Raw genomic sequence first — 25,831 nt, 5'->3', positions numbered from 1 at the left:
AGGCGTATTGAGTCACGTCATGCAATATTCAAAACAACCTCAAGGATTAATTATGAAAGGGCTGATTATGAAAGAACTCGTTATCTATGCCGCGCTTGCAACTTCACTGTTGTCCATCTCCGCGTGTGCCAACACCTCACACTCACAGTATCAAGTACAAGTGATCAAACCAAACGTAATAACTCAAGGAGCAGAGATGGCAACCATTCCATTATTGACTGGCGAGATGGCACAAAACATGGTGAATGCCGCCGCATTAGAAGCCAAAAACAACAATTTGATGGTATCTGTCACCGTCGTTGACGCCTCTGGACAAACCTTAGCAGTGCTCAGAGATCACCGCGCAGGCGTGCATACCGTGCGTGCCAGTTACAAAAAAGCCTATACCGCAAACTCACAAAAAAGAGAAACGGCGGTCATCGCCAAAGGCATCAAAGACGGCACGATTCCTGAAGACCTACGCTATCTGGATGAAAACATCCTTATCTTAGATGGTGGCGTGCCCATTTATATCGATGGTATCGTAGTTGGTGGTATTGGGGTGGGCGGCGCACATGGCAGCGAAGATGTACACATCGCCAAAGCAGGTCTGAAAGCATTAGAGCAGCAGTAGCGCGGGCTAAAGTTTTAAGACAAGTATTCCACATATTATGCTGTTCGAAAATCGATAAGCCTGCCTGTCCTTATGTTTATTGTTACTTCTATAAAAGAAGAAGGAGAGAAACCATGTAATGATTTCTCTCCTTATAAAATGCGCCATTAAAGTACCCAATGTCTTAATCTAGCCATTTTTAGCCCATATAGACGCCTCAATTAAATTGAGGATATACTCTAGATCAATGCCGCTAGATCCGTGAGCTTCTCAAGCACGATATCTGGTGAATATTTTTCCAGTTTCACATGGGTTTGAGCACCAGTCAGCACCCCAACACATAGACCACAATGGGCATTTTTGCCTTCTTCGATATCAATGCCGCTGTCCCCTGCTTTCAATACCTGTTGCGAATGCTCAATCCCACACTTGTCCATAGCAAGGGTAATCATATCTGGCGCAGGACGACCATTATGCACATCATCCGCTGTAATCAAAGCATCAATATCACGACCCACTGACCATCCTAAAATAGCTAATATTTTATTGGCAGTCTGAATATCGTAGCCCGTATTTAGCACGACTTTTCTACCTGACTGCTTTAACTGAGTGAAAAAGTCTAGCATGCCATCGAAGGTTGCTACCGTGTCCTTGGTATAGGCTGATGCCAACGCTGATTTAAACGTATTAAAGGCAGCATCCTTCCATTTTTCACTATCAGCGGTCGCGGTATTGTCATTTTTGCATACTTCATTGAGTATATCGCTAATGGCTTGTCGCTTTTCTTTGCCAGCCCCAAACTCTAAACACACCTCTAGATTAACCTGAATGTCTGTTCGACCAACCTGTTGTAAGGTGTGATTGATCGCATCACATACGGTCTTATAAACCAAATTGTTTTCATTGACGGTCGTGCCTGCCATATCAAAGACACACAGTTTGATCGCGTCGAATGGCGCTTTGATACGATGAATATCTGTATTCATTATTTTGACTCCAATACTAAATTAATTAACTCTTCACCAAAGGCAAATCCCGTTGATGCGCCTGTGCCGCTTGTGATGGTACCGATGGCAACGCCTGATTCTGGTGATGCTTTAAACACGACATTGTCGGCACTTGGATAGACCCCTAACCAGTGCTGGGTGATGTCTACCTCACCGATGTCCATGACCTTTTTGAACTCGTTGATGATTAAGTTATCTGAATAAGTGTCTCTAAAGGGCAGCTCTTTATCACAGTAATCATGACTGTCACCAATGATAAGTGAGCCATCCGCTGATTGAACAACGATTAAATGTACGCCAGCCTTGCGCTCAGCAGCTTGAGTGTCATCAAGTAAGCTGCTGAGCGCACGGGCTTCTGGTAGCTGAGCAAACCCATCATAACGAGCAAAACTCAGATCTGACATGACAGCAGCATTTAGTTTGAACGCTTGCCTTGGCATCACGCGCATCATATTGAGGGTACAGAGTTTGGCATCAGACTGCGCTAAAGTATCAGGATATAAGCCATGTAAATCCGCCCCAGGACAGATGACACAATGCGCCGTCTGCAATGTTCCTCGACTGGTATGAACAGTGGGCAAGTCAACCGCCTGAACCGTGGTTTTGTTATAAAAATCCACGCCATGCACCTGTGCTAACCAGTCCGCCAATTTGCCAATCGCGGTATTTGACTCGACTCTCAGCTCGTGCGGGCTATATAAAACGCCCAAACCTGTTTTAAGATAAGGCGTCTGCTCCTGTATTTCTGATTGGCTCAATAAGCGACAGGACTCGCCCATTTCAGTCTTCAAAAACGCGTCGGCAACGCTCATTGCTTCAGGGCGCTGAACCAGCATGTGCAGACCAGTATGCTCAACCTCGATACCGGCTTTTGGCGCGATGTCTGCCCAGATATTGCGTGAGTGCATGGCACGTTGCCAATGCTCACCGCTACGCTGACCACTAACCGTCACAAAGCCAAAGTTACGAATCGAGGCATCTTTATTCTGTGCTTCACGCTCTACCAACGCCACTTTCAGCCCTTTTTTTACGGCAGCATAAGCGCTGGCAAGACCAACGATACCTCCCCCAACGACGACCACATCATAGTGTTTATCTGATAATTTACTTGTCCCTGTCATAGCTTTTTTCTTCTTTATGATTGATTACAAATGATACTCAATTTATGTTTTAGCGGCTCAATCCTTGTTTTAAGGATTTCACTAGCCAATGAAATAGTGCATTTGAACAATGACTACTCATCACGGTTTTTATGGATTCATTTACGATTCAGTTTGTCCATGGAAAAACGCTCTGTGCTTGTCTAGCAGCTCAGCCGTCAATGGCTCGCCGTACGTTTTACTGTTTTTGATTTGATTGTTAGGAGCGACTGTTTCACCGTCATAAATCACATTTGGGTATATCGTCAATAATTTTGGACGCGCATTTTTAACAATGATTTTAGCCATTTTCATCGCATTTGGATTGGTGTTCTCGCCTTTATCAATAACGGCTACCGATTCCGTTAGCGTATAATTTCCTTCACTTGGGTCAACATAATCAATGGGCAAGCCTTGTGCTTTGTTTGCGATTGCTTGATGACGCAAGCCAAAACCAATCGGCACCTCACCTGCCATCACTTTTTTGATCGGACCTGAGCCTGACAACTCCAAGTTTGGACCCGCATTGGTGCGGATATCGTTCATAATTTTCTGCCCTTCAGCGCCCATTCCATAAGTAGCGGTGACGTCTTGAATAAAGAGCCAACCTGTCGATGAGCCATTAGGATCCACCATCGCAATTTTATTTTTGTAGATCGGGTTTGCTAAATCCTTGGCACTGGTTGGTCTGGGCAGATTTTGCGCCGCCATCTCTTTTGTGTTTAAAATAATAGCGCCCGTAAAGCCTAGTATTGGTGCATAGTAATTGGGGACCGCCACTTGCGGGTCAACGTCAAAGGTCAATTCTTTAAACATAGGATGCTTGGCTTGGGCACTTTCTAAGTAGAACGAGCTCATCGTCACCATATCAGCCTCTGTATTATCGCCTTCTGCCAGCAAACGCCCACCCAACTCCCCTGTCCCAAAAGACTGAAAGACATACTGACCCTCATAGCCTGCTTCGTCTAAAACCTCTTGGATGACCTCGACCGCTTCTTCGTCGGCATTGCTATAAATGACCACTTCTTCGACGTTGCTAGAAGCACCTCCTTCCGACTCAGGTGAACTACAACCTGCTAAGACGATCCCACACGCGAAACTTGCCACTAACGTTTTGAATAAAAACATTATTTGTCCTATTATTTGTTGAGGTTTTAATAATGAAAAAGGTGTTGCTTAAAATACAAAACCAAAATAAGTCTTATCAATGCGCTTGACCGATGGGTAAGACTAAGAAGACGTTGGTACCACCATTGACTTAGGTTTTTTCTTGGTTTTTATTGCCGTTGTACCAGAGAGCCGTTTGCTATAAATATGACGGACAATAGCAAACAACATCAGTGCGCCAATATTGGTCAGCAATATCATCAGCGACAAGATAAAAATCTCATCGAAGCGCGCAAAGTGCTGTAGCTCGACTATCTTGGTGGTGAGTACCATGGTTTTGGCACCTGAAATAAAGATAACCGCGCTAATTGTCACCATGGCGCTGATAAAATAGAATGAAGCGACTTCAATCAGCGTAAAAAACGAATTGGGCACGACGATGCGGCGTAACGATGCAAACCATGAGTCGCCCAACAAACCAGCCGTCGTCTCCCAGCCCAAATTCATTTTGGACAGCGCGTTTTTACTCATCAAATAAGGCGTGGCAAAGTAATGAATGATGTTGCTAATCACGATGATAAAAATAGTATTGGCGACCGCCGACCCCGAAAACACCATCAAATAGGCAATACCGACGACCATTCCAGGCACCGTATTGGTTACCAATGCCGAGCTTTCAATACTGAATTTTCCCAGTTTAAACAAGCCTGAGCGCTCGTATAACAGGGCTGAAAAATACGTAGTCAAGGTGCCAAACACCGCCGTTAATACCGCCACAAGTAATGAGTTTTTATAGACCCGCATCAGATTGGCAGACTCTAAAGCCTCGCTGACAATCTCGGTGGTGAAGACCATCTGATAAGGCCATGATTTAATCCATGGGATGATGAATATCACGGCGAATACCAGTAACAGTGAGGCTAAAATCACACTCGATAACACCGCCAAAACACGGTCTTTGATTTTTGAGGTGGGCAGATCAATCATTTCAACTGAGTCATAGCGCACATTGAAGCGTGCCACGTACCATAGTATGGCGATGCTTAGGATGGATGGCACCAGCATAAATAGCGCAACCACTGCCCCCTTTTCGAATGAAGGTGACGCGCCTAAGATTTGGGTATAAAGCTCAGTGGCGATGACGCTATATTGCCCCCCAATCGACGCTGGAATACCAAAGTCTGTAAAGGCTAAAAAGAAACATTGAATCATCGCTGCTGCAAAGGTGCCGATTAGAGGGCGCACCACAGTCATGTCAAACTGGCGATAAGGAGAGTCTCCCATCAACTCTGATACAACGACAAACTTTTTGTCCAAATACTGGAAAGTATTGTTCAATAATAAAAAAGCAATGGGCAAGGTATAAATGGTATAACCAAGCCACATGCCATAAAAGCCGTATATGTCCTCAAACAGCTGAAAGCCAAGAATCTGAGTAAGCAAACCTTGTTTGCCAAAGGTATAAATAATGGCAAAGCCATAGGTGACGGTTGGCAACAACATAGGAAATAATGCCGCCAGCTTAATAAATTGTTTAAAACTTTTGGGCAAATTGGTCCAATGCACGGTATAAGTCAAAATAAAGCCCAAAAACGTCGCGCTAAGCGCACTCATCGTCGCCACAAAAAAGCTGTTTTGCATGGTCTGCAAAAAGCCATCACTGCTCAAAATACTGGTGTAGTTTTCTAGCCCTAATGCATCACCGACATTCAAAGACAGTGCCAGCAGTTTGACTAATGGCACAAACATAAACATGACGAATAAAACAGCAACGAATAGCCAAGTTGCTTTTACGAGGGGTGAATTGCTCAATTTCATAAATATCCAAGACGATCAAATAGTCAAATACGTTCATTCACAACATTTTTATTTTTAATCAATATTAATTGATGGTGGCATCTTTTCGTTTTTGCTGATGACTGGCTTTGATAACGTTAAGATCGTCGGTATTGTCGATAGTGTCAATACCATCGATATCGTCATAACGATGAGTCACCACACTGTCATCCTGACCATAATGTTGGCGCTGGGTATATTTGCTTAAGGGGTCGATATTTGCGCCATCATCCGCGAATAAACTTAAGATATTGCGACGCTTAATATTGAGCTGATTGAGAATGAAGTTTTTGACAAAATCATTGGCTGGGTTGCGAATGATTTCCGTTGGTGTCGCGAACTGTGCCACTTTGCCGTCTGAGAGCAGTAAAATACGATCAGATAACGTCATGGCTTCTTCTGGATCATGAGTGACTATTAAAGTCGTCAACTGATAGCGAACGGAAATCTCGCGAATACGCGCTTTGATGGTTTCTTTGATGACACCATCTAGCGCAGATAAAGGCTCATCTAATAACAGGATTTTAGGCTTCATCACCAAAGTGCGTGCGAGTGCCACGCGTTGCTTTTGACCACCAGACAATTGGCTGATACGTTTATTTAGGTGGGCTTCGATATCGAGTAAGTCGACCAGTTCATCGACTTCTGCTTGCGTGCTAATATGGGGATTATTGCGTAAACCGTATTCGATGTTTTGTTTGACATTTAGATTGGGAAACAGTGCATAGTCTTGAAAGACAATATTGAAGCCTCTTTTTTTCATCGGCACTCGTGTAATGTCTTCGCCGTTATAAGCAAGACGACCGCCATTGATACCTGTCAAACCTAAGATAATATGCAATAAAGTCGTTTTACCACAGCCAGAAGGCCCTAAGATTGAGACAATTTCGCCCTTATTAATTTTGAGGGAAATATCTTCAAAGATAACTTTATTCTCATACTTTTTCGTCACACCTCTAAGCTCTAACATATCAACCAACCTGATCATTTATTATTTGTATTGCCTAGGTCAGCAGTGTAGCCAGTAGTTGTGACATTTTGGTTAAAGAGCCATGACAATACGATGACATCAAACAACGTTAGGGCGTGTCCTCAATTCAATCAATTACTTTCTAAATGGGCTAAACATGGCTAAATTTTGTTAAACATCGTCAAATAGCTTATCAATATCTCGATATTAACTGTGCTATCTTCCTTGTTTGACGGCAATTTATCTCATTTTTATCACCATTTTTAAAATGAGGACACGCCCTAGATAAAGTATCGAAAACAATCCCATGAGCATTTTCCAAAATAGAAGACCTCATTTAATACCATTAAATGAGGCCTTCTAAAAACAGAAAGCCTGCCAATAGATGACAGACAAAATGCGTTAAACGTAGATGTTATTGATGAGAGTCTGTTGAGTAGTCGTTACGCTTCATGAGCCAATTTTCTCAGCTTGTGACGCAGTATTTTTCCGACAGTTGATTTGGGTAACTCGTCTATGAATTCGATATGGCGCGGGCATTTATAGGCGGCCAGATTTGCTTGGCACAGCACTTTAATATCATCCTCATTTAAGCTGTCATCAGATTTTACAACGTAGGCTTTGACCGACTGACCCTGCAACTTATCATCGATACCAACCACTGAACATTCGGCAACCTTAGGGTGCTCCTCAATGATGTTTTCTACTTCGTTAGGATAAACGTTGAAACCACTGACGATAATCATGTCTTTTTTACGGTCATATATTTTGATAGCACCCTGCTCGTTCATAGACGCAATATCACCTGTTTTTAAGTAACCATCAACGGTAAAAAACGTCGTATTGTCAATATTATGATAATGAGTAATGACGTTGTCACCTTTGATGCACATCTCACCAACTTCATTTATGGCGAGAATATTTCCATCGTCATCACGGATATTGATATCGACACTAGGCAGTGGAAACCCTACATTGCCACTATATTCAGTGCCATTAAATGGATTGGCGGTACCCACGCCTAGCGTCTCAGACATACCCCAGCCTTCGAGGATAGGCAGACCTGTGACTTCACGCCAGCGCTTAGCGGTTTCAGGAGTCGCTGCCATACCACCGACTACAGTTAACTTGCATGCAGAAAAATCTAGCTCCTTAAATTTGGGATTCATCAGCAGGGCTTGGAACAAAGTATTGACACCAGGCAATAGATGAAAAGGACGCTTGCGCAATATCTTGATAAACCCTTCGATATCACGGGGATTGGTAACCAGTGTGAGATGCTGACCCACACTCAACCCAACTATTGAGCAGATAAACGCATAAATATGATACAGCGGTAAAGCGACAATGGTATTTATTTGAGTACTATCAGACATGGCGTCATAGACTGGCTTGAACCATTCGACAAACTGGTAAGTGGCGGTCACAACATTTTGATTGGTAATCAAAACACCTTTGGCAACGCCTGTCGTACCGCCGGTATATTGCAGCATTAATAAGTCGCCCGCTTGAATGGTAGGACGAGAATAGCTTAATTTTTTGGCGCGTTTTAAAACGGCTTTATAGCGAGTCACGGTACAACGAGAATTTGATTTCAACTGATAACGGGGAATGGCTTTTTTGACATATTTGGCAGCGATATTAACAAGCGCACCTTTTACTACTCCTAACATATCGCCAATCTTGCTGATGACCACGTTTTTGACAGGGGTGTCTTTGATAATTTTCTCTAACGTTTTGCAAAATGGTTCTAATATAAATAATACAGCAGTATCTGAGTCAGCCAATTGATGTCTCAATTCACGAGGACTATATAGCGGATTGATGAGCGTTGTGACCATACCAGCGCGAATTGCCCCTATGACGATAGGCAGGTACTGGTTGACATTGGGCATCATGATGCCTATGACCGAACCCTTTGCTAGACCCAGACTTTGAATCCAAGCCGCAATAGCCAATGACAGGCTATCCACTTGCCCATAAGAATAAGTAACACCCATGTTGGTGATAAATTCATGGCTGGCATATTCCGTTAATTTGTCATCAAACATGTCAATCAATGTATTATGTGGCGGCACTATCTGTGCATTTATCCCTTTAGGATAATGCTGCGTCCAAAACTGATTCATAACTTACCTTCCTTGGTAATCAACTTATGAAAAACTCAATGGCTTTGAAGCATTTTTCATAAAAAACCTAGCTACTCAACCTGCTGCCATCCTGACGTTGCATCATATTCATCTTGATGGGCAAATAAGGGATGTGCTTTTGCTTCATTTAGGCTAAGCACAGGGGTGACACAGACATCAACGAGTGCAAAAACTTGTTGCCAATGCTCAAGCGTTTGACTGGCAAATTTATCGCTTACCGCCTTAGCCGCCACTTGGCTTTCAGAGGTGTTTGGCATAACACCACGTTGCCAATGGCTATTTTTGAGCTCTGGCAACGCTAACGCCTCACACAATCCTTGCCAGAATTTCAGCTCTAGCGAGCCAATGGCCATATAGCGTGCATCTGAGGTTTTGTATAAGCGATAGCAAGGCAATAACCCACCCAAAAAATCATGCTGCGGTTCTGGTTGTTGTCCTGAAAAGCTTTTCACCAGTGTTCCCGTTGCCTTTGGCATGACCATATGCTGATACAAGCTGTGCGTCATACTAACGGCAACATGACGACCTTTGCCCGTCCGCTGGGCGGCGAATACGGCAGCGAGCAATGCAATCACAGTGGTATCACTGCCACCTGCCAAATCTGCGAATTGCACGTTAGGCATCGCCTGCTCGCCAGTGGCAGTCTTTAATTGGTCTAAAACACCGCTCATCGCCATAAAGTTAATATCATGACCAGCTTTATCAGCCCAGTCATGATTAACATCAATTTTCGAATCGCTATCTGCCAAACCGTAACCAGTAATCGATACCATAACCAGCTTTGGATTAATTGCATGCAATGTTTTGGCATCTAGCCCCATACCTTCTAGGACGCCAGGGCGAAAGCTGTCTAACATCACATCAGCATCTTTAAGATGCGCTTTGATCGCAGCAATACCTTGAGGATCACGGAAGTCATGACTTTCAGTAGTTTTACCATGATTCAATGCTTTATACAATGCGCCAAAGGCTCTGGCAGGATCACCATTTTTAGGCTCAATCTTAATGATTTCTGCGCCTAAATCTGCAAGCAAACGCGTAGCAAAGGGTCCCGGTAAATTACGAGTCAAATCAACGACGCGCAGCCCTTGTAAGCAATCTGCCATTAAATCTATCATTGAACCAGTGCTCGTATTAATTGCAGAATCAAGCATAGAATTAACCATCAGCTCAGTCATCAGAAAACACCTCACCTTTATCTAACATGTCTAGCACAATCTGCGCTGGCTCAAAACGCTCACCGTATTGAGCCGCAAGTTCACGACTACGGGTGATGAACGCCTCTAACCCCATCGCATTGATGAACTGTAGCGTACCACCTTGATGTGGCGCAAAGCCCGAACCAAAAATGGAGCCGACATTGGTATCAGCGACAGAGCGCACTACGTTTTCTTGATAACATTTAGCAGATTCGTTGGCTTGGATAAACATCAAACGATCGATTAAATCTTGCTGAGCAGGCTGCTCTACTTTTGTTGGGTATAAATTCATCAGCTCAGGCCACAAGTATTTGTCGCTATTATTGGCATACTCATAAAAGCCTTTACCATTCTTTTTGCCCTCGCGATTGTGTTCTTTGACCAGCGTTTTGAGTATCTCGTACGAAGGACGCACAGCAATGGGTTTACCTTCAGCCTCCATATCTAGCTGCTGCTGTTCGCTCACGTGCAACGCCAAACTTAATGACACCTCATCTTGCAATGCCAGTGGCGGCATGGGCATGCCAGTTTTCATGCCAGCAACTTCGATGCTGCGCGGATGGACGCCCTCGCCTAACATCGCTACCCCTTCTGATACATAAGTGCCAAATACCCGTGAGGTATAAAAACCACGACTGTCATTAACGACGATAGGTGTTTTACCGATTTGTAGCACATAATCAAAGGCTTTTGCTAAAGTGGCGTCATCCGTTTGCTCGCCCATGATAATTTTAACCAGCGGCATCTTATCGACTGGCGAAAAGAAGTGTAGCCCGATAAATTGATTGGGACGCGTGCTGGCTTTTGCCAATCCAGTGATAGGAAGTGTCGACGTATTAGATGCATAGACAGCCGTGTGAGGAATCACCGCCTCGCTTTGCTGAGTACACTTGGCTTTAATCTCACGATTTTCAAACACCGCTTCAATAATAAGGTCACAGTCTGCTAAATCCTCATAAGACACGGTTGGCTTGATGCGATTAAGTAACGCTTGCTTTTTATCTTCTGTTGAGCGTTTACGGCTAATGGCTTTATCCAAAATGGTGGCAGAATACGCTTTGCCTTTTTCAGCACCTGCTATGTCAGTGTCAAGAAGTACAACGTCGATTCCTGCCTTTGCAGTGACATAAGCAATGCCCGCACCCATCATGCCTGCACCTAAAATACCAACTTTTTTGGTTTTATAGCGCTCAAAACCATCAGGACGAGATTGACCTTTTTTAATACTATTCAGCTGAGTCCATAGCGTATTAATCATATTTCTAGATTCAGCAGACAGCACACAAGCGGCGAAGTAACGCGACTCAAGCTCAAGTCCCGTATCGATATCCACTAAGCAGCCCTCGAAAACGCAAGACATGATGTGAGTAATGGCTGGATAATTGCCGTGTGACTTTTGGTTGGCCATGGCAGGCGCGATAGAAAATATCGGCACAATACTAGGATGCTTACTATCACCGCCGGGAATTTTAAAACCTTTTTTATCCCATGGTTGCTGGGCACTGGGATTGGCGTTAATCCAGTCTTTCGCCTGCTTGAACATATCTGCTTTGTCAGTAGCAACAGCATCAATCAAACCCATGTCTTTAGCAGCAGCTGGACGCAGCTCTTTACCTTGGGTCATCAGCTCGAGTGCTGATTGAATGCCAACCAATCGAGGTAAACGCTGAGTACCTCCGCCGCCCGGCAGCAAGCCCAATTTGACTTCAGGTAGACCCAGTTTGGTTTTAGGCGAATCAATCGCGATACGATAATGACAGGCCAATGCCAACTCCAAACCACCGCCAAGTGCCGTTCCAGTCATAGCAGCAACGACAGGTTTACCAGATTTCTCTAGTTTGCGTAAGCTAGCTTTCAGGTCTTCGACCAGCTCAAAGGCTTGTTCAGCGGTTTTAATATTAGCCAACTGATCAATATCAGCACCGACCACAAAGGTCTCTTTGCCAGAGGTTAAAATCAAACCTTTGGCGGACGCATCGTTAATAAAGTTGTCAGTCATCACTGCAAAACTATCGGTGAAACCGTCGCCGATGACATTCATTTTGCGACTACTTTGGTCAATCGTAACGGTGATAATGCCATTATCAGATTCGGCAGAAAAGTGGTTCAATGCATTGATGGCGTCTACGCTGTTTATGCTCATTTCAAGTCCTTTTTATATTATTCTATGTCGATATCAGTCACTAGAAACTAATGACAATCACTAAAATCTATTAGCACTATCAGCACTACACGCGCTCAATGATAGTGGCGATGCCCATACCGCCGCCCACACACAGCGTAATCATCGCGGTTTTTAGATCGCGACGTTCTAACTCGTCAAGCACAGTCGTCATGAGCATCGCGCCCGTGGCGCCAAGTGGATGACCCATAGCAATAGCGCCGCCATTGACGTTGACGATATCAAGAGAGAGTCCGAAGTCATCGGCAGTATTTAACGGAACGGCAGCAAAGGCTTCATTGATTTCCCATAGATCTATATCTGAAGCTTGCATGCCCGCTTTTTTGAGCGCTTTTTGGCAGGCAGGCGTTGGCCCTGTCAGCATAATAGCGGGTTCTGAGCCAATCACTGCAGCCATCGTAATTTTGGCACGTGGTTTTAGACCTGCTTTTTTGCCAGCAGCAGCGCTGCCAACTAAGCAAATTGCAGCACCATCAACGATGCCTGAAGAATTGCCCGCATGATGCACGTGATTTACTTTTTCAATAGTGGTATATCTGTCCAAGATAACGCTATCAAAGCCCATCTTGCCGGGCATAATAAAAGAAGGATTGAGACCAGCTAAGGTTTCGACATTGGTATTGGGACGGATGGTTTCGTCTTTATCCAATAACGTCATGCCATTGATATCGGTGACGGGAACGACCGATTTGTCATAATAGCCATTTTCCCAAGCGTTCGCAGCGCGGCGATGCGACTCGGTAGCAAACTCGTCGACATCGGTGCGACTAAAGCCTTTTAGCGTCGCTATGGTATCCGCGCCAACACCTTGCGGGACAAAATGCGCCGCTTCATTAACCCGTGGATCCATATACCATGCACCGCCGTCAGAGCCCATCGGTACACGGCTCATCGATTCTACGCCGCCTGCAATCACCATGTCCTCCATACCTGACATGACTTTGGCGGCAGCTAGATTGATAGACTCTAGACCTGAGGCACAAAACCGAGATAAAGTGACACCTGCCACACTTTGCGCCCATCCTGCATCAATGACGGCTATACGGGCAATATCAGAACCCTGCTCGCCAACCGGCGTCACGCAACCAAGCACCACATCATCGACCAAACTGGTATCCAAATGATGGCGCTGTTGCATTTCCTTTAATAAGGTACGGGCAAGCCAAATTGGTGACGCCTGATACAAAGAGCCATCCTTTTTGCCTTTACCACGCGGGGTACGGATAGCATCATAAATGTAAGCAGTCTCAGTCATAAAAATCCCTTTTTATCTTTTTTGAATAAATAACCATGATGGATGATGGCAATATAATCTATTTCTTAGAATCAAGAAGTAGAACCAAAAAGCAAATCAGCCGCTTACATAAAGCGTGACGCCAGCTCTTTCATAATTTCATTGGTGCCGCCGTAGATTTTTTGTACTCGAGCATCAGCATATAGGCGAGCGATTGGGTATTCTGTCATGTAGCCATAACCGCCAAACAGTTGGACACATTCGTCGATCACGTCACACTGCTTTTGCGTCACCCAATATTTAATCAAAGACGCTTGCGGTACGGTCAACTTGTTCTCTAACATGGCATCGACAGCAGCATCACACATCGTGCTAGCAGCGAGATAATCGGCGTAGCACTCTGCCATTTTAAAGCGCGTATTTTGAAACTTCCAAATAGGCTTACCAAAGGCTTCACGACCTTTGACATAATCTAGGGTCAAATTAATCGCCAGCTTCATCGCACCAACGCCCGTTAAAGCAATAATTAGACGCTCACGTGGCAGCTCTTGCATCATTTGAATAAAACCCATGCCCTCTACTGTGCCAAGCAAATTCTTTTGCGGCACACGGACATTGCTGAAAAATAGCTCTGACGTATCTTGTGAGGTCAGACCAATCTTATCGAGATTACGACCACGCTCGAACCCTTCTACCTTGTCCGTTTCTACCACGATAAGGGAGACACCTTGCGCCCCTTTTTCACGATCAGTTTTGCAGGCGAGCAAAATTAGGTTGGCATGCTGACCATTAGTAATAAAGGTTTTTGAGCCATTAATAATGTAATCATCACCGTCTTTTACGGCATAGGTTTTGATGTTCTGCAAATCTGAGCCAGTACCCGGTTCGGTCATAGCAATCGCAGCCACATACTCACCCGTCGCCATCTTAGGTAGCCATTCTTTTTTCTGTGCTTCCGTACCATGACTCAAGATATAAGGCGCAACAATACCCGAATGTACCATGCCACCGAATCCAGATTGATTGGCCTCAGCCTGCGCATAAAGAAGCGCTGCTTCATGACCAAAGTCACCGCCGCCACCGCCATATTCCTCTGGAATCGATGCACATAAGAAACCCATCGCGCCTGCCTCTTCCCACGCAGCGCGGTCAATCATGCCGTTTTTGCGCCACTGCTCATCTTTTGGCTCCCACGATTGAAACATTTTAAGCGCGCTATCATGCACCATCTGGTGCTCTTCGGTCATCCAGTTCGGGGTGAATTTTTCAATACTCATATTGTCTGTCCTTGACGAGGGGAAGTTGATAATGGCTAGGGCGTGTCCTCAATTCAAACGAGGACACGCCCTAATATAAAATACTATTGAGTGTAAACATATTACTTATGGTAATTTTAATTACCGTTATATACAATCTAAGCATTCTTTATATTTAATATCATACAAAACTTATACTAGGACAGTAAAAGACAATGCGCAACCAATTAAATAATAATAGTAATTAAAATTACCCAACTTACTTTTATCTTATTAATCCTTAAATGATGTACTACTTCAAGCATGAGCTATCTAAAAATACCTACCGTAAAGGAGCTACGAAACCAACGATGAAAACCACGAGCCAGATACCTAGCACGATTGAAACCCGCGCCTTGGCACCCTTATCCGATATGCGCCCTACTACTTTAGAAAAAATTGAAAAAGCCGTTCGTAAAGTGTTTGCAGGTTTTGACTCTAATGAGGTGACCATGGCGCAGATTGCAAAGTCTGCCAATGTCTCACTACAGACGCTGTATAAATATTTTGGTGATAAGCAAACACTGTTTTATACCATCATGGATATTGTATTGGGCAGGTTGGCGGCGCGCATCATGGATCATTTGCAAGGCATTGATAGCGTGCAAGATCGGCTACGCAAGACATTATGGGTCTGTTTTGACTTTGTAGACTCACATCCCGATGCGGTGATGGTACTGTCTTCGGTATCGGCATCACGTATACGTAATATTGCAATTTATGAAAATAAAGAGCTGATTGGCGCATTTTTGAATGTATTAGAAGATGGTCAAAACCGCGGAGTACTAAATGATACCGTGCCCCTTTATATACTTTTTGATGTGTTTATGGGTTTTATCAGTCGTCTTGGCTTGATGCATATCATTCGCCAGACTGACACGCCCATTAATGCAGAGTTTGATGCGTTATTCGTGATTTTATGGCGAGCCATATCAAAGCCTGACATATAATCAGTTCGATATACAATAACTTGTACGATATTATGAAATATTCATACTAGTCAAATTTTCAATTTCACCATCAAAAATCACAACGAAAAAAAGCCTCACTTGGTAGTGAGGCTTTACTTAATGCTTAAAAACTAATGCTTAGAAATTAACATTCCTTAGATTTTTTTAGCTTATATTCTTCTACCCTATCAACCATTTCATAATCTTGTTCACTCATCTGTTGATAGCCATTGCTCACACTGCCATAGGATGAATTTTTATTATCATGCTCAGCGTGCACAGCAGCATCTTTGATCTGGGCAATGTCTTCTGCAAACGGCGTATAAGGGATATCCAGCACAGCAAATAGCGCGGCTAAAAATTCATCAGCGGTAAAATATTTATCCATATAGCTGCCATCAAGCCCAAGGTATTTATTCGATAATACGTGACGTAGGCGCTCACAAGCAGGGATAGTATGCTTGATAGGATAACCCATGGCTTTGACAATATCTTGCGAACGCAGCTCAAGTGTCGCTATCTGATTGATCGCATACTGGGCAAGAAGATGGCGTGGGTGGTAATGACGGGTATATTTGGATTGGTTAGCAATGTGGCTCATGATATTGAACACCTTAGACTCCTGTAACTCCGACGAAAAAGGGTGAAATACGCCCAAATAGGCAAATAAAATCAGGCACAAATGAGGATGTCGGAGTACAGGCTCATGCGCTTTACCAGAATTATTTTATATCGTGCTGGAAGTTGCAAGGTTTGTACGCCACCATTTATAACGATAATGGCTGGCAATGACAAAACTGTTAAACCCACGATAATGACTTAAAGATGATAGCATATCAGATAATAGAAAATAAATACTGATATTAATACGCTTTGGTAATCACACGATTGTTACGGTCTCTCTATCGCCGTTAAAGTCTGAATACCTTTATATTTAAAAACGGTAGAAAAAATCAGACGATGACTCAGCAAAGCTATCTAATTATTTTTAGACATTGACCTGCATGATATAAAGTCAGTCCCAACTCAGTAAAGCCAGATTTCATCCCGCCAAAAGAGACTTTTGCCTCTTCTAAGGTCTTAAATGGCAAGGGAATACTGTCTCTATTACCGGTCATTATATAATCTGCAAAGCACTTACCCATTAGCGTGCCTGTAGTAATGCCGCGACCATTATAAGCCGTTGCGGTCAGCAAGCCCTCGTCGGGCTCCATGACTCGAAAAATATGATCTTGCGTAAAACCAAAGCTACCCGTCCACTCATACTGCCACTTAAATACTGGTAAATCTGGATAATAGCTTTTTTGCACCGCATTGGCCCATGATTGATAAAAGGATCTTGGTTTCAGCTGTGTACCACCCACCGTTCCCAATAATAGGCGGTCATCGTCATCACGGCGAAAGCTAGACAAGGCTAAGCGTGTATCCCATGCCCCTGTTTTATATGGCAAAATCCGCTCTGCTGCCTCGCCACTAAGCGGCTCAGATGCAATCTGATAATAATAAACCAGATAAAAGGTCTTTTTGATTTCTGTCCACTCGCCTTCGGTATAAGCGTTGGTGGCAATAATGACGCGCTCAGATTTCACGCGCGCTTTAGACGTCCTTGTATACCAATAGCCATCCACCTTCTCTAATGCTTCAACCGCAGAATGCTCATAGATAGTAACACCAAGATCTTTTGCTACTTTTGCGAGTCCTCTGACATAAGCCAGCGGATTGATAGTACCTGCACGATGATCTAGTAATGCTTTATTAATACTTGTCGTCCCGCAATACTCATGGCATTTGCTGCCGGTTAATACCTCAACATTCGCACCACGGCGGCTGAGCTGCTCGTATCTAATATCAACATCGACTTCACCTTTAGCGTTATGTGCCATATGGATATTACCAGATTGGGTGGCTTGGGCATCGATATTATAACGCTTGATTAAGTCGAATACTAAGCTTGGCGCTTGCCCCAGTGCTTCAGTCAGACGCTCACCTGATGCTTTACCCAAAGTGACGCTCAAATCATCAGGGCGCGCCCAAGTACCTGCATTGACTAGCCCTACGCTTTTACCAGAGCCGCCACTACCTATCGTATGGCTCTCTAAAAGGATGACTTTGACGCCTTTTTCGGCCAAATGAATCGCCGCCGATAATCCTGTATAACCGCCACCTATAACACAGATAGTCGCTGCAGTATCGCTATTCATCTGGCTATAGGTATCTATAATGGGGGCTGTCATATTCCACAAACATTGCTCTTGCAACATCTTATATTCCTTCTAAATTACACGTTGTCTACAGTGGAGAGCGTGTTTGTGTCGTTATTAACAATAGGTTCTTCACGGGGGATAAATTTGTCTAAGAATACCCATAACAAACCAAATAGCGGTGATAACCAACAGGCAAAGGCGAATGGTGCATAAGTGAGGGTCGCAATACCTAGTGTTGCCGCGACGAAACTACCGCCCATGTTCCAAGGAATAAGTGGAGATAACAGGGTTCCGGTATCTTCAATAGAACGTGTGAGTGTCGTGCGTTTGTAGCCCATTTCTTGATATTTGTCTTTTAATAAACGACCTGGCAACACCAGTGTGGTATAGACGTCACCGATGAGCGTACCAACACCAAGCGTGCTGGCATAAGTGGTCATTACTAAACCAAATCTCGATTTCACCATCTTATTAATTTTTGCCATGATGGCTTTTAGCGTACCGTAATGCTCAATTGAGCCGACGAATGCTAAAGCAAAGATGGTCAAGGTCACAACCCATGTCATCGACATGATGCCGCCTTTAGACAGCAGTTGATCCACGACAGCAAATCCCGTTTCACTGATAAAGCCATTTTGTAGGACAGTAAAAATGTCGTGCACACCCACGCCTTGCATAAAAAACGCGACCAATCCTGCGACCACCACACCAGATAAGACTGTTGGAATAGCTGGCATTTTCATCACCGCTGCAATGACAACGACAACAGCCGGTAATAACGTAATTATGCTCAAGTTATAATTGGCCGCTAGCGAAGTTTGAATTTCTTTAATTGAAGTTAAATCGACATTTTCTGCGCCGTAACCCATACCAATCCAAGCATAGATAATCAATGCAGTTACCATGGCAGGTACCGTGGTTGGCAACATACCGCGGATGTGCTCCCAAAGATCAACACCAGCCGCTGCTGGGGTTAAGTTGGTGGTGTCCGATAAAGGAGACATCTTGTCACCGAAAAAAGCGCCAGAAACAATAGCACCGCCCGTTAGTGACGGCGGAATACCCAATCCTAGCCCAATACCCATCATGGCAAGACCAACCGTACCAACCGTGCCCCACGAAGTGCCTGTAGCGACAGAAATAATGGCACAGATGATACAGACAGAGACTAGGAATGATGAAGGAGAGAAAACGCTAAAACCATAGTATAAAATCGTGGGAACCGTACCAGCGATAATCCAAGCGCCGATGAGCATACCAACGCCCATCAAGATAATCATGGCTGGTAGACCAATTTTGACAACCTTTAAAAAGCGTTGTTCCATGCCATCCCAGTCACGGCCACGCAGCTTCATAAACAAGCCAGTGATTAAAATACCGCAAGCTAAGGGAATGTGAGGGGTAAAATCTTTGAATACGAAAAACTGCACCATCAGAATAATGGCAGTCAACACCAGAGGTGCAATATCTAATAAAAAACTAGAAGACGGACCGTAGCCATCTTTAGCTTCGTCATAAGGTTTATCATCCATCATAAGACACCTACCTTCCTTAGTAGTGGATACTGCTGTCATAGATATAACAGTAGTGGAAACAACCAATCCATGGCTGCTGATAATGCTGAAAAAAGTGCTGAAAAGGTTACTGCAAAGGGTGTAAAAAGCCTATTTTGAAATCATGAATAGTTATTCATCACTTCCGCAGGCTTTCATACTAAAACAATAAATACTTAATAATTGGCGACCAAAATAGCTATTAACTGGCTTGCTAAATAGGCGCTGAGCCTACTTAACAAGCATCACATCACGTCACGTCACATTGTTATTAGCCAAAGTTGATGCCTTGTGCCAGTGGCAGCTCGGTTGAGTAGTTGACCGTATTGGTCTGACGACGCATATAAGCTTTCCATGCGTCCGAACCTGATTCACGACCGCCGCCGGTTTCTTTTTCGCCGCCGAATGCGCCGCCAATCTCAGCGCCACTGGTGCCGATGTTGACGTTGGCGATACCGCAATCACTACCGCGGTCGCTGAGGAAAGTTTCAGCTTCACGTAAGTCATTGGTAAAGATACAAGATGACAGCCCTTGTGGCACATCGTTTTGCATCGCTAGCGCATCGTCAAACTCTTTATAAGGCATGACATATAAAATCGGTGCAAACGTCTCACTACGTGCCACGTCATTTTGCTCATCAAGCTCAACAATCGCAGGGGTCACATAATAAGCATCGGGGAATTTATCCATCAGCACCCGTTCGCCGCCTGTGACTTTACCGCCAGTATTGCGAGCCTTTTCTAACGCCGCTTGCATATTATTAAAGCTGTCTTCATCAATCAGTGGACCGACCAAATTGCCTTCAAGCGGATGGCCGATGCTCACCGTCTCGTATGCAGACTTAACGCGCGGTAAGATATCGTCTTTGACCGACTCATGAACGAACAGACGGCGTAAGGTGGTGCAGCGCTGCCCTGCCGTTCCTACTGCTGAGAATAAAATGCCACGTAGTGCCAAATCTAAATCGGCAGTGGGTGCCAAAATCATGGCGTTATTACCGCCAAGCTCAAGCAAGCATTTACCAAAACGCTCAGCGACTTTTGGCCCCACTTCTCGGCCCATGCGCGTACTACCGGTGGCACTGACTAAAGCGATGTCTTTGTTTTCAACCAACGCATTACCTATATCGGTTTTGCCCAATATAATTTGCGATAAATGTGCTGGTGCTTCACCAAATTTTGCCAAGGCTTTTTCAAATAACGCTTGGCAAGCTAAGGCGACAAGTGGGGTTTTTTCTGAAGGTTTCCAGATGACAGGGTTGCCACAGACGATGGCCAGTGCCGTATTCCAAGACCAAACGGCGACTGGGAAGTTAAAGGCAGAGATGACGCCGATGACGCCAAGTGGATGCCATGTCTCACGCATGTGGTGACCTGGGCGTTCTGAGGCGATGGTTAGACCATAAAGCTGACGCGATACGCCCACGGCAAAGTCACAAATATCAATCATTTCTTGTACTTCGCCAAGGCCTTCTTCTTTGATTTTTCCGGCTTCTAGCGATACTAAGATACCTAAGTCTTCTTTGTGTTCACGCAGGACTTCACCCAACAGACGAATCAGCTCACCACGTTTAGGGGCAGGAACGACACGCCATTCTTGAAAGGCTTGTTTGGCATTTTGGATTTTATTATTAACATCATCAACGCTATCTAGAGTTATCTTGCCAATAACCGTACCGTCTATAGGCGTATTGACTTCAAAATCGCCATGTTGATATTGTTCTTCTTTGACACCCATGGCAGACATGTATTGCTTAATCATAATCAATCCTTTGCTTATTGGTATAATGGTTTACTACGTCCTTGACTGACTTATAAAATTACCCTGCTACCTACTAAGTTGCAAAATAATAAATTTCTTGCAGTCATTCCTTTTTGGAATGACGTAGTAATAAGTCGGCTATACGCTGGCTATTTTTAGCCTAAATTTTACTAAATATTGACACTAGACAGGCACTGCTCAAGGCTTTGCGCCTGCATCGCTTCATACAATGCCATCTCATCGTAAATGACTGCCCCCAAATCACGTTCAAACTCTTGTTGGCTTGAGTAACCATCATATTGGCTTGGCTGCGCCTGTTGCAGATTCGATTGAAAGATACCGGCGGCACTGACAGGCAAAAAGTCCTCATAAACGATGGGTTCAATGCGAAGCACTTCATCATTAATCAGAGCAGTCAGCTTAGCATTAGGCAGTTTATTCAAATCATCATTGCTTAAGCTGCCGGCCAACAACGCTTGACCGTCCTCAGAATCAAGGGTGCTGTCCGTCAACTGGTAATAAAAATACGCCAGCCCCTCATCGTGTAGAGTTTGATAATCATCAGGAAAAGCGGTAAATACCTCAGTTAAAATTTGATTATACTGAGCCGCATTGTCCTCATTTGGGGTAGCACCAAGCTGGCGGCGAGCTGCGGCCAATAATTCATCATAAAGCGCGCGGCCCTTTTGTGTTAACGCCACACCGCGTTGCTCAATCTCTCCAAAGCGCGCGGTATGATGCCCTTGCTCGTACTCTTCATGGCTAGCGTCTGAGTTATTAGCAACTTTAAAGCCAACCGCTTCTTGTAGCGCTTTAAAACTGGTTTGCCTTAATAAGATAGGACACGCTCTACGCGGTGGCCCTTCGATAATGGCTTTTGAGGGTATGCCTCTTGCTTGCATGCCTTGTTGTACGGCATCAATATCCAAGGTTCGAGGCGTTAAATGATTGATATGTGGACCCTTAAAGCCGACCACATCAGCGACGAGCGGATGCTGATTTAATAGACGCTGATAGAGCGCTTTTGCCACCGGCGTTTTATCATGCCAACGAAATGTCTCTAACGCTTCTTGGACAAATTGCTCTGCTTGCTCAGTAGTCAAACCACCTTGCGCCTCAAAGACTTCAATAAGCTCAATGACGCCAGTAGTGAATATCTGACGCTGCGCCAGTGTGGCCGTGGCTTCTTGTTGTAAATTTTCATCGGCAATCAAATCTAAACGCAATAACGAGGTAAAAACGCGAAAGGGGCTTTTATGCAATGAATGCGAGTCAAGTGCGCGAAAAGCTGTTGAATGTACCGGCACGCCAGCAGGCGCTAAATCGTAGTAGCCGACAGGGTGCATACCCATCACGGCAAAGAGACGGCGCATCATGCTCAGCTCTGCTGCGGTACCCAGCCGAATCGCCCCATGGCGCTCCATGCTCAGACGCTCAATCTCGCCCGTATGCAGCAGTTGTGATTTAATATCAGGATGTGAGGTTAATACTTCGGTATTGACCTCACTGACCAAATCAACCAAGTCGCCGTATAGCGGCACCTCGTTCTGATACATGGCTGACATGGCCATAGAGAAATCATGGCGAATATCATCGCTGCAGATAAAATCCTTATCTGGACTGACGCTACTATTTTTCACAAATAAACATCCTTGTAATAGAGTTAATAAATTTTTAGCTTAATAATAAGTATTTTATTTCGAGCATTTGGTTATGACGGACGATGCACTATCAATCCTAAGCACGCCTAAACATTCCTAAGCACTCCTAAACATTAAGCGGCAGGCAATCCATCAGGAAGCGCGATGAGTACCTCTTTTAGAATATCCAACCCTTCTTTTAGGGTGTCAGGCTCTATGGTAAGTGGTGGCAATAAGCGAATGATATGGCGATACTGCCCACTTGGCATCAGCAATAGACCACGCTCGCGGGCTTTGGTTAATACTTGCGCCATCACACTTGGATGCACATCATGCTCAGGATGGCGCAGCTCGATACCGCGCATCGCACCGATACCGGTAAGACCAAATAACCAAGGCGAGATACCTTCTTGTTGCCATTGGCTGATGGTCGTCTCAATCGTCTGGGCATAATGCTTGGCTGACTGCCAAACGTCATCGGCTTGCATGATATCGAGCGTGGCATTGGCAGCGGCGCAAGCAACTGGATTGCCAGAATAGGTACCGCCCAAACTGCCTTTAGGCAAACCATTGACCACACTAGCCTTGCCGATGATCGCACCTAATGGCAAGCCGCCTGCGATACTTTTGCCAAGTAAAATAAGGTCAGGCTCAATCCCTAAATGAGTAAAAGCAAACGGCGTACCCGTACGACCATAGCCGGATTGAATTTCATCCATGATGAGTAACATGCCGTGCTCATCACAAAACTTACGAAGATATTGCGCAAAGGTGGGCGACAATAACTGAAAACCGCCTTCTCCTTGTACAGGTTCGACGATGATGGCACCAATATTGTCGATATCGGTTTCTACCATAAATAAACGCTGGAGCGCATCAATCGCTTGCTCGTCGCTGATATTGTTATCGGGACTGGGAAAAGGAATGTGATAAACGCCGCTCCCTAATGCACCAAGCCCGCGCTTATAAGGCGCGACCTTACCATTGAGATTGACGGCAGCCAGTGTGCGCCCATGAAAGCCACCATCAAACGCAATAACGCCTGTGCGACCCGTTTTCATGCGTGCTATCTTGATGGCGTTTTCGGTTGCTTCTGCGCCGCAGTTGGTGAGCATCCCTGCCAGATCGCCGCTGATAGGTACAAGCTCACACAGTCGCGGCATAAAGCTTTGATACGGCTGATGCGCTGCCGCATTGTAGGCATAATGAATCAGCGCCTGGGCTTGCTGAATGATGGCATTAACGATGTGAGGGTGGCAGTGACCAAAGTTTAAAACACCAATTCCGCCGACAAAATCGATATAGCTGCGGTCATTGTCGTCCCAAACTCTGGCATTTTTGCCTTTGATGAGCGTGAGCGGATGCACCATCGTAAAGGCATCGGTCACGTTATAAAGCTTGTCCATGATGAATCTCTATCTCTTCCTTGAGTTAGACTCATTTCAACAAAACATCATTCCGGCAGCAAACGAATAATAGTTGTGGTGGCATTCCTTTTTGTCATTACCAGTAAATTAACTTCCTAAACGAATCCTTTAAAAACAAAAAAACTGCGTATCAAGGCAGTTTTTTTGTTTAGCTTGTTAAATTTTCACAGCAAATAACTTTGCAGGATAAAAATAACAAGACCAGTGCTATAAAAATACTTTAGGGTATAAAGAAACATAAGAAAGTGACATTATAAAACCAACCCTAACGCCTTTTCACGTTCATCTGAGATTGCTAAATAAGCCGTAATCCATTCTAAAACCGCTTTGACCTTATGCGATTGCCCTGAAGAGACAGGATAAGTCACATAGTAGCTGCCGCGACCCTTTGCCGCATAATCCCACGCCATCACTAAAGCGCCTGATTGTAGCTCGGGCTCAACCAAGCGTAACGGCACCAAGGCTATACCATAGCCCAGTAAGGCGGCAGAAATGCAAGCATGGAAAGTCTCAAAACGTGGACCTACAAAGGTGCCATCGACGCTGATATCTTGTTGCTTAAAATACTCATACCACGCACTTAAGCGCGAACTTATTTGCAATAACACATAATCATTTAGACACTCAGTACTCAGTGTTTTATCTCGCAAATACTGCGGCTGACAGACTGCAACGCAGTATTCATCGAACAGTTTTATAGACTCCATATTGCTCCACATGCCATCACCATATAAAAAAGCAATATCGACATTTTGGTCTTCAGAAAAAAATGGCCCCGCCAGCTCTTTAATATCCAAGTTAATAAGGGGATATTCTTGACTAAAGCCACTGAGTGCTGGAATCAACCAACGGGCGCAAAATGTCGGATGCGAGACGATTTTTAGCAGCTCGGTATTACTGCTATGCGACATCAAATTGGTGGTTGCCACCTCGATATGTTTTAAAATCTCTAACACTTCAAGATAATACGACTTACCAGCAGGGGTCAATGAAATCCGGTGCGGCGTCCGATAAAACAAAGACAGGTTTAGCATCTCCTCCAACTGCGCCACTTGCTTACTGATGGCGCTTTGGGTCATGTGCATCTCTTGCGCGGCATTGGTAAAACTCAAATGACGGGCAGCGGTCTCAAAACATTGCAGCGCCGTCGTTGAAGGGTATCGTCTAAAGGCTAATGGTTTATTGGTGTCTGTTTTCATAGATTGCTTTTCTTTTATTCCATCTTAGTAAAATATCAATGATTATTTAAAATCACGTTATCAGGCATTCCTAGCCTATGCCTATCCTTATGGCGTCATCATACCTATATTCAAGCGTAAATAGCGATACCTCACTATAAACACTATGTAACTGACACTGATGCCATCATCGGATTTACTTAACCATTCAACCAATTATTCGGTCGCTAATTTTAAAGACTCTCCTACAAAAAAACGGTCGATTCCTGATAAAAACGGTCGATTCCTGATAAAAACGGTCGATTCCTGATAAAATAGTACGGTCTGATGATAGGCTCTGACATACCGCAACTGATTTGCTATCTTGCCCTCCTCTTTTTCATCATTACGACCTATGCCGCCGTTA

At 44.4% G+C, this 25,831-nt stretch carries 19 protein-coding genes; 2 read left to right on the top strand and 17 right to left on the bottom strand.

From position 1 onward, the window contains the following. Nucleotides 1-52 precede the first annotated feature (52 nt). Nucleotides 53-613: a heme-binding protein gene (locus I3252_RS07740; protein ID WP_228244495.1), complete on the top strand. Its 561-nt coding sequence runs from the start codon at nt 53-55 to the stop codon at nt 611-613. Nucleotides 614-831: 218 nt separating this feature from the next. Here I3252_RS07740 and I3252_RS07735 read toward each other — a convergent pair whose 3' ends face one another. The 10 genes from I3252_RS07735 to I3252_RS07690 form a co-directional block, all read right to left on the bottom strand. After that, nucleotides 832-1,578 carry an HAD family hydrolase gene (locus tag I3252_RS07735; protein WP_238034777.1) on the bottom strand — a complete coding sequence of 249 codons (747 nt, stop codon included), beginning with the start codon at nt 1,576-1,578 and terminating at the stop codon, nt 832-834. Next, nucleotides 1,578-2,720, bottom strand: a complete 1,143-nt coding sequence (locus I3252_RS07730) for a TIGR03364 family FAD-dependent oxidoreductase (protein ID WP_238034776.1) — start codon at nt 2,718-2,720, stop codon at nt 1,578-1,580. The genes I3252_RS07735 and I3252_RS07730 overlap by 1 nt, the downstream gene beginning before the upstream one ends. A gap of 141 nt (nt 2,721-2,861) precedes the next feature. Then, nucleotides 2,862-3,866 (bottom strand): ABC transporter substrate-binding protein, encoded by a 1,005-nt coding sequence (locus tag I3252_RS07725; protein WP_238034775.1) that lies wholly within the window; start codon nt 3,864-3,866, stop codon nt 2,862-2,864. 102 nt (nt 3,867-3,968) lie between these two features. After that, the gene (locus tag I3252_RS07720) at nt 3,969-5,663 is read right to left on the bottom strand and encodes an iron ABC transporter permease (RefSeq protein WP_238034774.1); all 1,695 of its coding nucleotides are present in this window, start codon (nt 5,661-5,663) and stop codon (nt 3,969-3,971) included. Nucleotides 5,664-5,727: 64 nt separating this feature from the next. After that, on the bottom strand, nt 5,728-6,651 hold the full coding sequence (locus tag I3252_RS07715; protein WP_238034773.1) for an ABC transporter ATP-binding protein: 924 nt from the start codon (nt 6,649-6,651) through the stop codon (nt 5,728-5,730). Nucleotides 6,652-7,094: 443 nt separating this feature from the next. Then, entirely contained in the window at nt 7,095-8,780 is a 1,686-nt protein-coding gene (locus tag I3252_RS07710; protein ID WP_238034772.1) for an AMP-binding protein, read from the bottom strand. Between the two features lie 71 nt (nt 8,781-8,851). Continuing rightward, nucleotides 8,852-9,919 (bottom strand): CaiB/BaiF CoA-transferase family protein, encoded by a 1,068-nt coding sequence (locus I3252_RS07705; RefSeq protein WP_238034787.1) that lies wholly within the window; start codon nt 9,917-9,919, stop codon nt 8,852-8,854. 52 nt (nt 9,920-9,971) lie between these two features. Beyond that, on the bottom strand, nt 9,972-12,143 hold the full coding sequence (locus I3252_RS07700; protein ID WP_238034771.1) for a 3-hydroxyacyl-CoA dehydrogenase NAD-binding domain-containing protein: 2,172 nt from the start codon (nt 12,141-12,143) through the stop codon (nt 9,972-9,974). An 85-nt stretch (nt 12,144-12,228) separates the two neighbouring features. Continuing rightward, nucleotides 12,229-13,437: an acetyl-CoA C-acetyltransferase gene (locus I3252_RS07695; protein WP_238034770.1), complete on the bottom strand. Its 1,209-nt coding sequence runs from the start codon at nt 13,435-13,437 to the stop codon at nt 12,229-12,231. A gap of 104 nt (nt 13,438-13,541) precedes the next feature. Continuing rightward, a complete protein-coding gene (locus tag I3252_RS07690) occupies nt 13,542-14,693 on the bottom strand; it encodes an acyl-CoA dehydrogenase family protein (protein WP_238034769.1) in 1,152 nt (383 codons plus the stop codon). Between the two features lie 329 nt (nt 14,694-15,022). On the opposite strand from I3252_RS07690, the gene I3252_RS07685 reads away from it, so the two are divergent. Then, the gene (locus I3252_RS07685; RefSeq protein WP_238034768.1) at nt 15,023-15,661 is read left to right on the top strand and encodes a TetR/AcrR family transcriptional regulator; all 639 of its coding nucleotides are present in this window, start codon (nt 15,023-15,025) and stop codon (nt 15,659-15,661) included. A 145-nt stretch (nt 15,662-15,806) separates the two neighbouring features. Here the strand turns inward: I3252_RS07685 and I3252_RS07680 are convergent, their stop codons facing one another. From I3252_RS07680 to I3252_RS07650, 7 genes are all read right to left on the bottom strand, one after another. Continuing rightward, nucleotides 15,807-16,262, bottom strand: coding sequence for a hypothetical protein (locus I3252_RS07680; RefSeq protein ID WP_238034767.1), 456 nt, complete (start codon nt 16,260-16,262; stop codon nt 15,807-15,809). Nucleotides 16,263-16,635: 373 nt separating this feature from the next. Next, entirely contained in the window at nt 16,636-17,922 is a 1,287-nt protein-coding gene (locus I3252_RS07675; protein ID WP_238034766.1) for an FAD-binding oxidoreductase, read from the bottom strand. A 17-nt stretch (nt 17,923-17,939) separates the two neighbouring features. Next, entirely contained in the window at nt 17,940-19,400 is a 1,461-nt protein-coding gene (gene nhaC, locus I3252_RS07670; protein ID WP_060491371.1) for a Na+/H+ antiporter NhaC, read from the bottom strand. A gap of 289 nt (nt 19,401-19,689) precedes the next feature. Then, nucleotides 19,690-21,180 (bottom strand): aldehyde dehydrogenase family protein, encoded by a 1,491-nt coding sequence (locus I3252_RS07665; protein WP_101212038.1) that lies wholly within the window; start codon nt 21,178-21,180, stop codon nt 19,690-19,692. Nucleotides 21,181-21,350: 170 nt separating this feature from the next. Then, nucleotides 21,351-22,820, bottom strand: coding sequence for a VOC family protein (locus I3252_RS07660; RefSeq protein ID WP_345945881.1), 1,470 nt, complete (start codon nt 22,818-22,820; stop codon nt 21,351-21,353). Between the two features lie 134 nt (nt 22,821-22,954). Continuing rightward, nucleotides 22,955-24,226 (bottom strand): aspartate aminotransferase family protein, encoded by a 1,272-nt coding sequence (locus tag I3252_RS07655; protein ID WP_238034765.1) that lies wholly within the window; start codon nt 24,224-24,226, stop codon nt 22,955-22,957. A 272-nt stretch (nt 24,227-24,498) separates the two neighbouring features. Next, nucleotides 24,499-25,446, bottom strand: a complete 948-nt coding sequence (locus I3252_RS07650) for a LysR substrate-binding domain-containing protein (RefSeq protein WP_201628981.1) — start codon at nt 25,444-25,446, stop codon at nt 24,499-24,501. Nucleotides 25,447-25,831 lie beyond the last annotated feature (385 nt).

This window comes from Psychrobacter sp. Ps4, from assembly GCF_022129285.1.
Classification (GTDB): Bacteria; Pseudomonadota; Gammaproteobacteria; order Pseudomonadales; family Moraxellaceae; genus Psychrobacter; species Psychrobacter immobilis_A.
Note: the sequence above shows the minus strand (reverse complement) of the source record. Positions and strands in the feature narration are given on the sequence as shown.

What these genes read in the sequence shown, in the direction of transcription:
- I3252_RS07740 (WP_228244495.1), top strand. Translation starts at nt 53, where the DNA reads ATGAAAGGGCTGATTATGAAAGAACTCGTTATCTATGCCGCGCTTGCA.
- I3252_RS07735 (WP_238034777.1), bottom strand. Translation starts at nt 1,578, where the DNA reads ATGAATACAGATATTCATCGTATCAAAGCGCCATTCGACGCGATCAAA.
- I3252_RS07730 (WP_238034776.1), bottom strand. Translation starts at nt 2,720, where the DNA reads ATGACAGGGACAAGTAAATTATCAGATAAACACTATGATGTGGTCGTC.
- I3252_RS07725 (WP_238034775.1), bottom strand. Translation starts at nt 3,866, where the DNA reads ATGTTTTTATTCAAAACGTTAGTGGCAAGTTTCGCGTGTGGGATCGTC.
- I3252_RS07720 (WP_238034774.1), bottom strand. Translation starts at nt 5,663, where the DNA reads ATGAAATTGAGCAATTCACCCCTCGTAAAAGCAACTTGGCTATTCGTT.
- I3252_RS07715 (WP_238034773.1), bottom strand. Translation starts at nt 6,651, where the DNA reads ATGTTAGAGCTTAGAGGTGTGACGAAAAAGTATGAGAATAAAGTTATC.
- I3252_RS07710 (WP_238034772.1), bottom strand. Translation starts at nt 8,780, where the DNA reads ATGAATCAGTTTTGGACGCAGCATTATCCTAAAGGGATAAATGCACAG.
- I3252_RS07705 (WP_238034787.1), bottom strand. Translation starts at nt 9,919, where the DNA reads ATGATAGATTTAATGGCAGATTGCTTACAAGGGCTGCGCGTCGTTGAT.
- I3252_RS07700 (WP_238034771.1), bottom strand. Translation starts at nt 12,143, where the DNA reads ATGAGCATAAACAGCGTAGACGCCATCAATGCATTGAACCACTTTTCT.
- I3252_RS07695 (WP_238034770.1), bottom strand. Translation starts at nt 13,437, where the DNA reads ATGACTGAGACTGCTTACATTTATGATGCTATCCGTACCCCGCGTGGT.
- I3252_RS07690 (WP_238034769.1), bottom strand. Translation starts at nt 14,693, where the DNA reads ATGAGTATTGAAAAATTCACCCCGAACTGGATGACCGAAGAGCACCAG.
- I3252_RS07685 (WP_238034768.1), top strand. Translation starts at nt 15,023, where the DNA reads ATGAAAACCACGAGCCAGATACCTAGCACGATTGAAACCCGCGCCTTG.
- I3252_RS07680 (WP_238034767.1), bottom strand. Translation starts at nt 16,262, where the DNA reads ATGAGCCACATTGCTAACCAATCCAAATATACCCGTCATTACCACCCA.
- I3252_RS07675 (WP_238034766.1), bottom strand. Translation starts at nt 17,922, where the DNA reads ATGTTGCAAGAGCAATGTTTGTGGAATATGACAGCCCCCATTATAGAT.
- nhaC (WP_060491371.1), bottom strand. Translation starts at nt 19,400, where the DNA reads ATGATGGATGATAAACCTTATGACGAAGCTAAAGATGGCTACGGTCCG.
- I3252_RS07665 (WP_101212038.1), bottom strand. Translation starts at nt 21,180, where the DNA reads ATGATTAAGCAATACATGTCTGCCATGGGTGTCAAAGAAGAACAATAT.
- I3252_RS07655 (WP_238034765.1), bottom strand. Translation starts at nt 24,226, where the DNA reads ATGGACAAGCTTTATAACGTGACCGATGCCTTTACGATGGTGCATCCG.
- I3252_RS07650 (WP_201628981.1), bottom strand. Translation starts at nt 25,446, where the DNA reads ATGAAAACAGACACCAATAAACCATTAGCCTTTAGACGATACCCTTCA.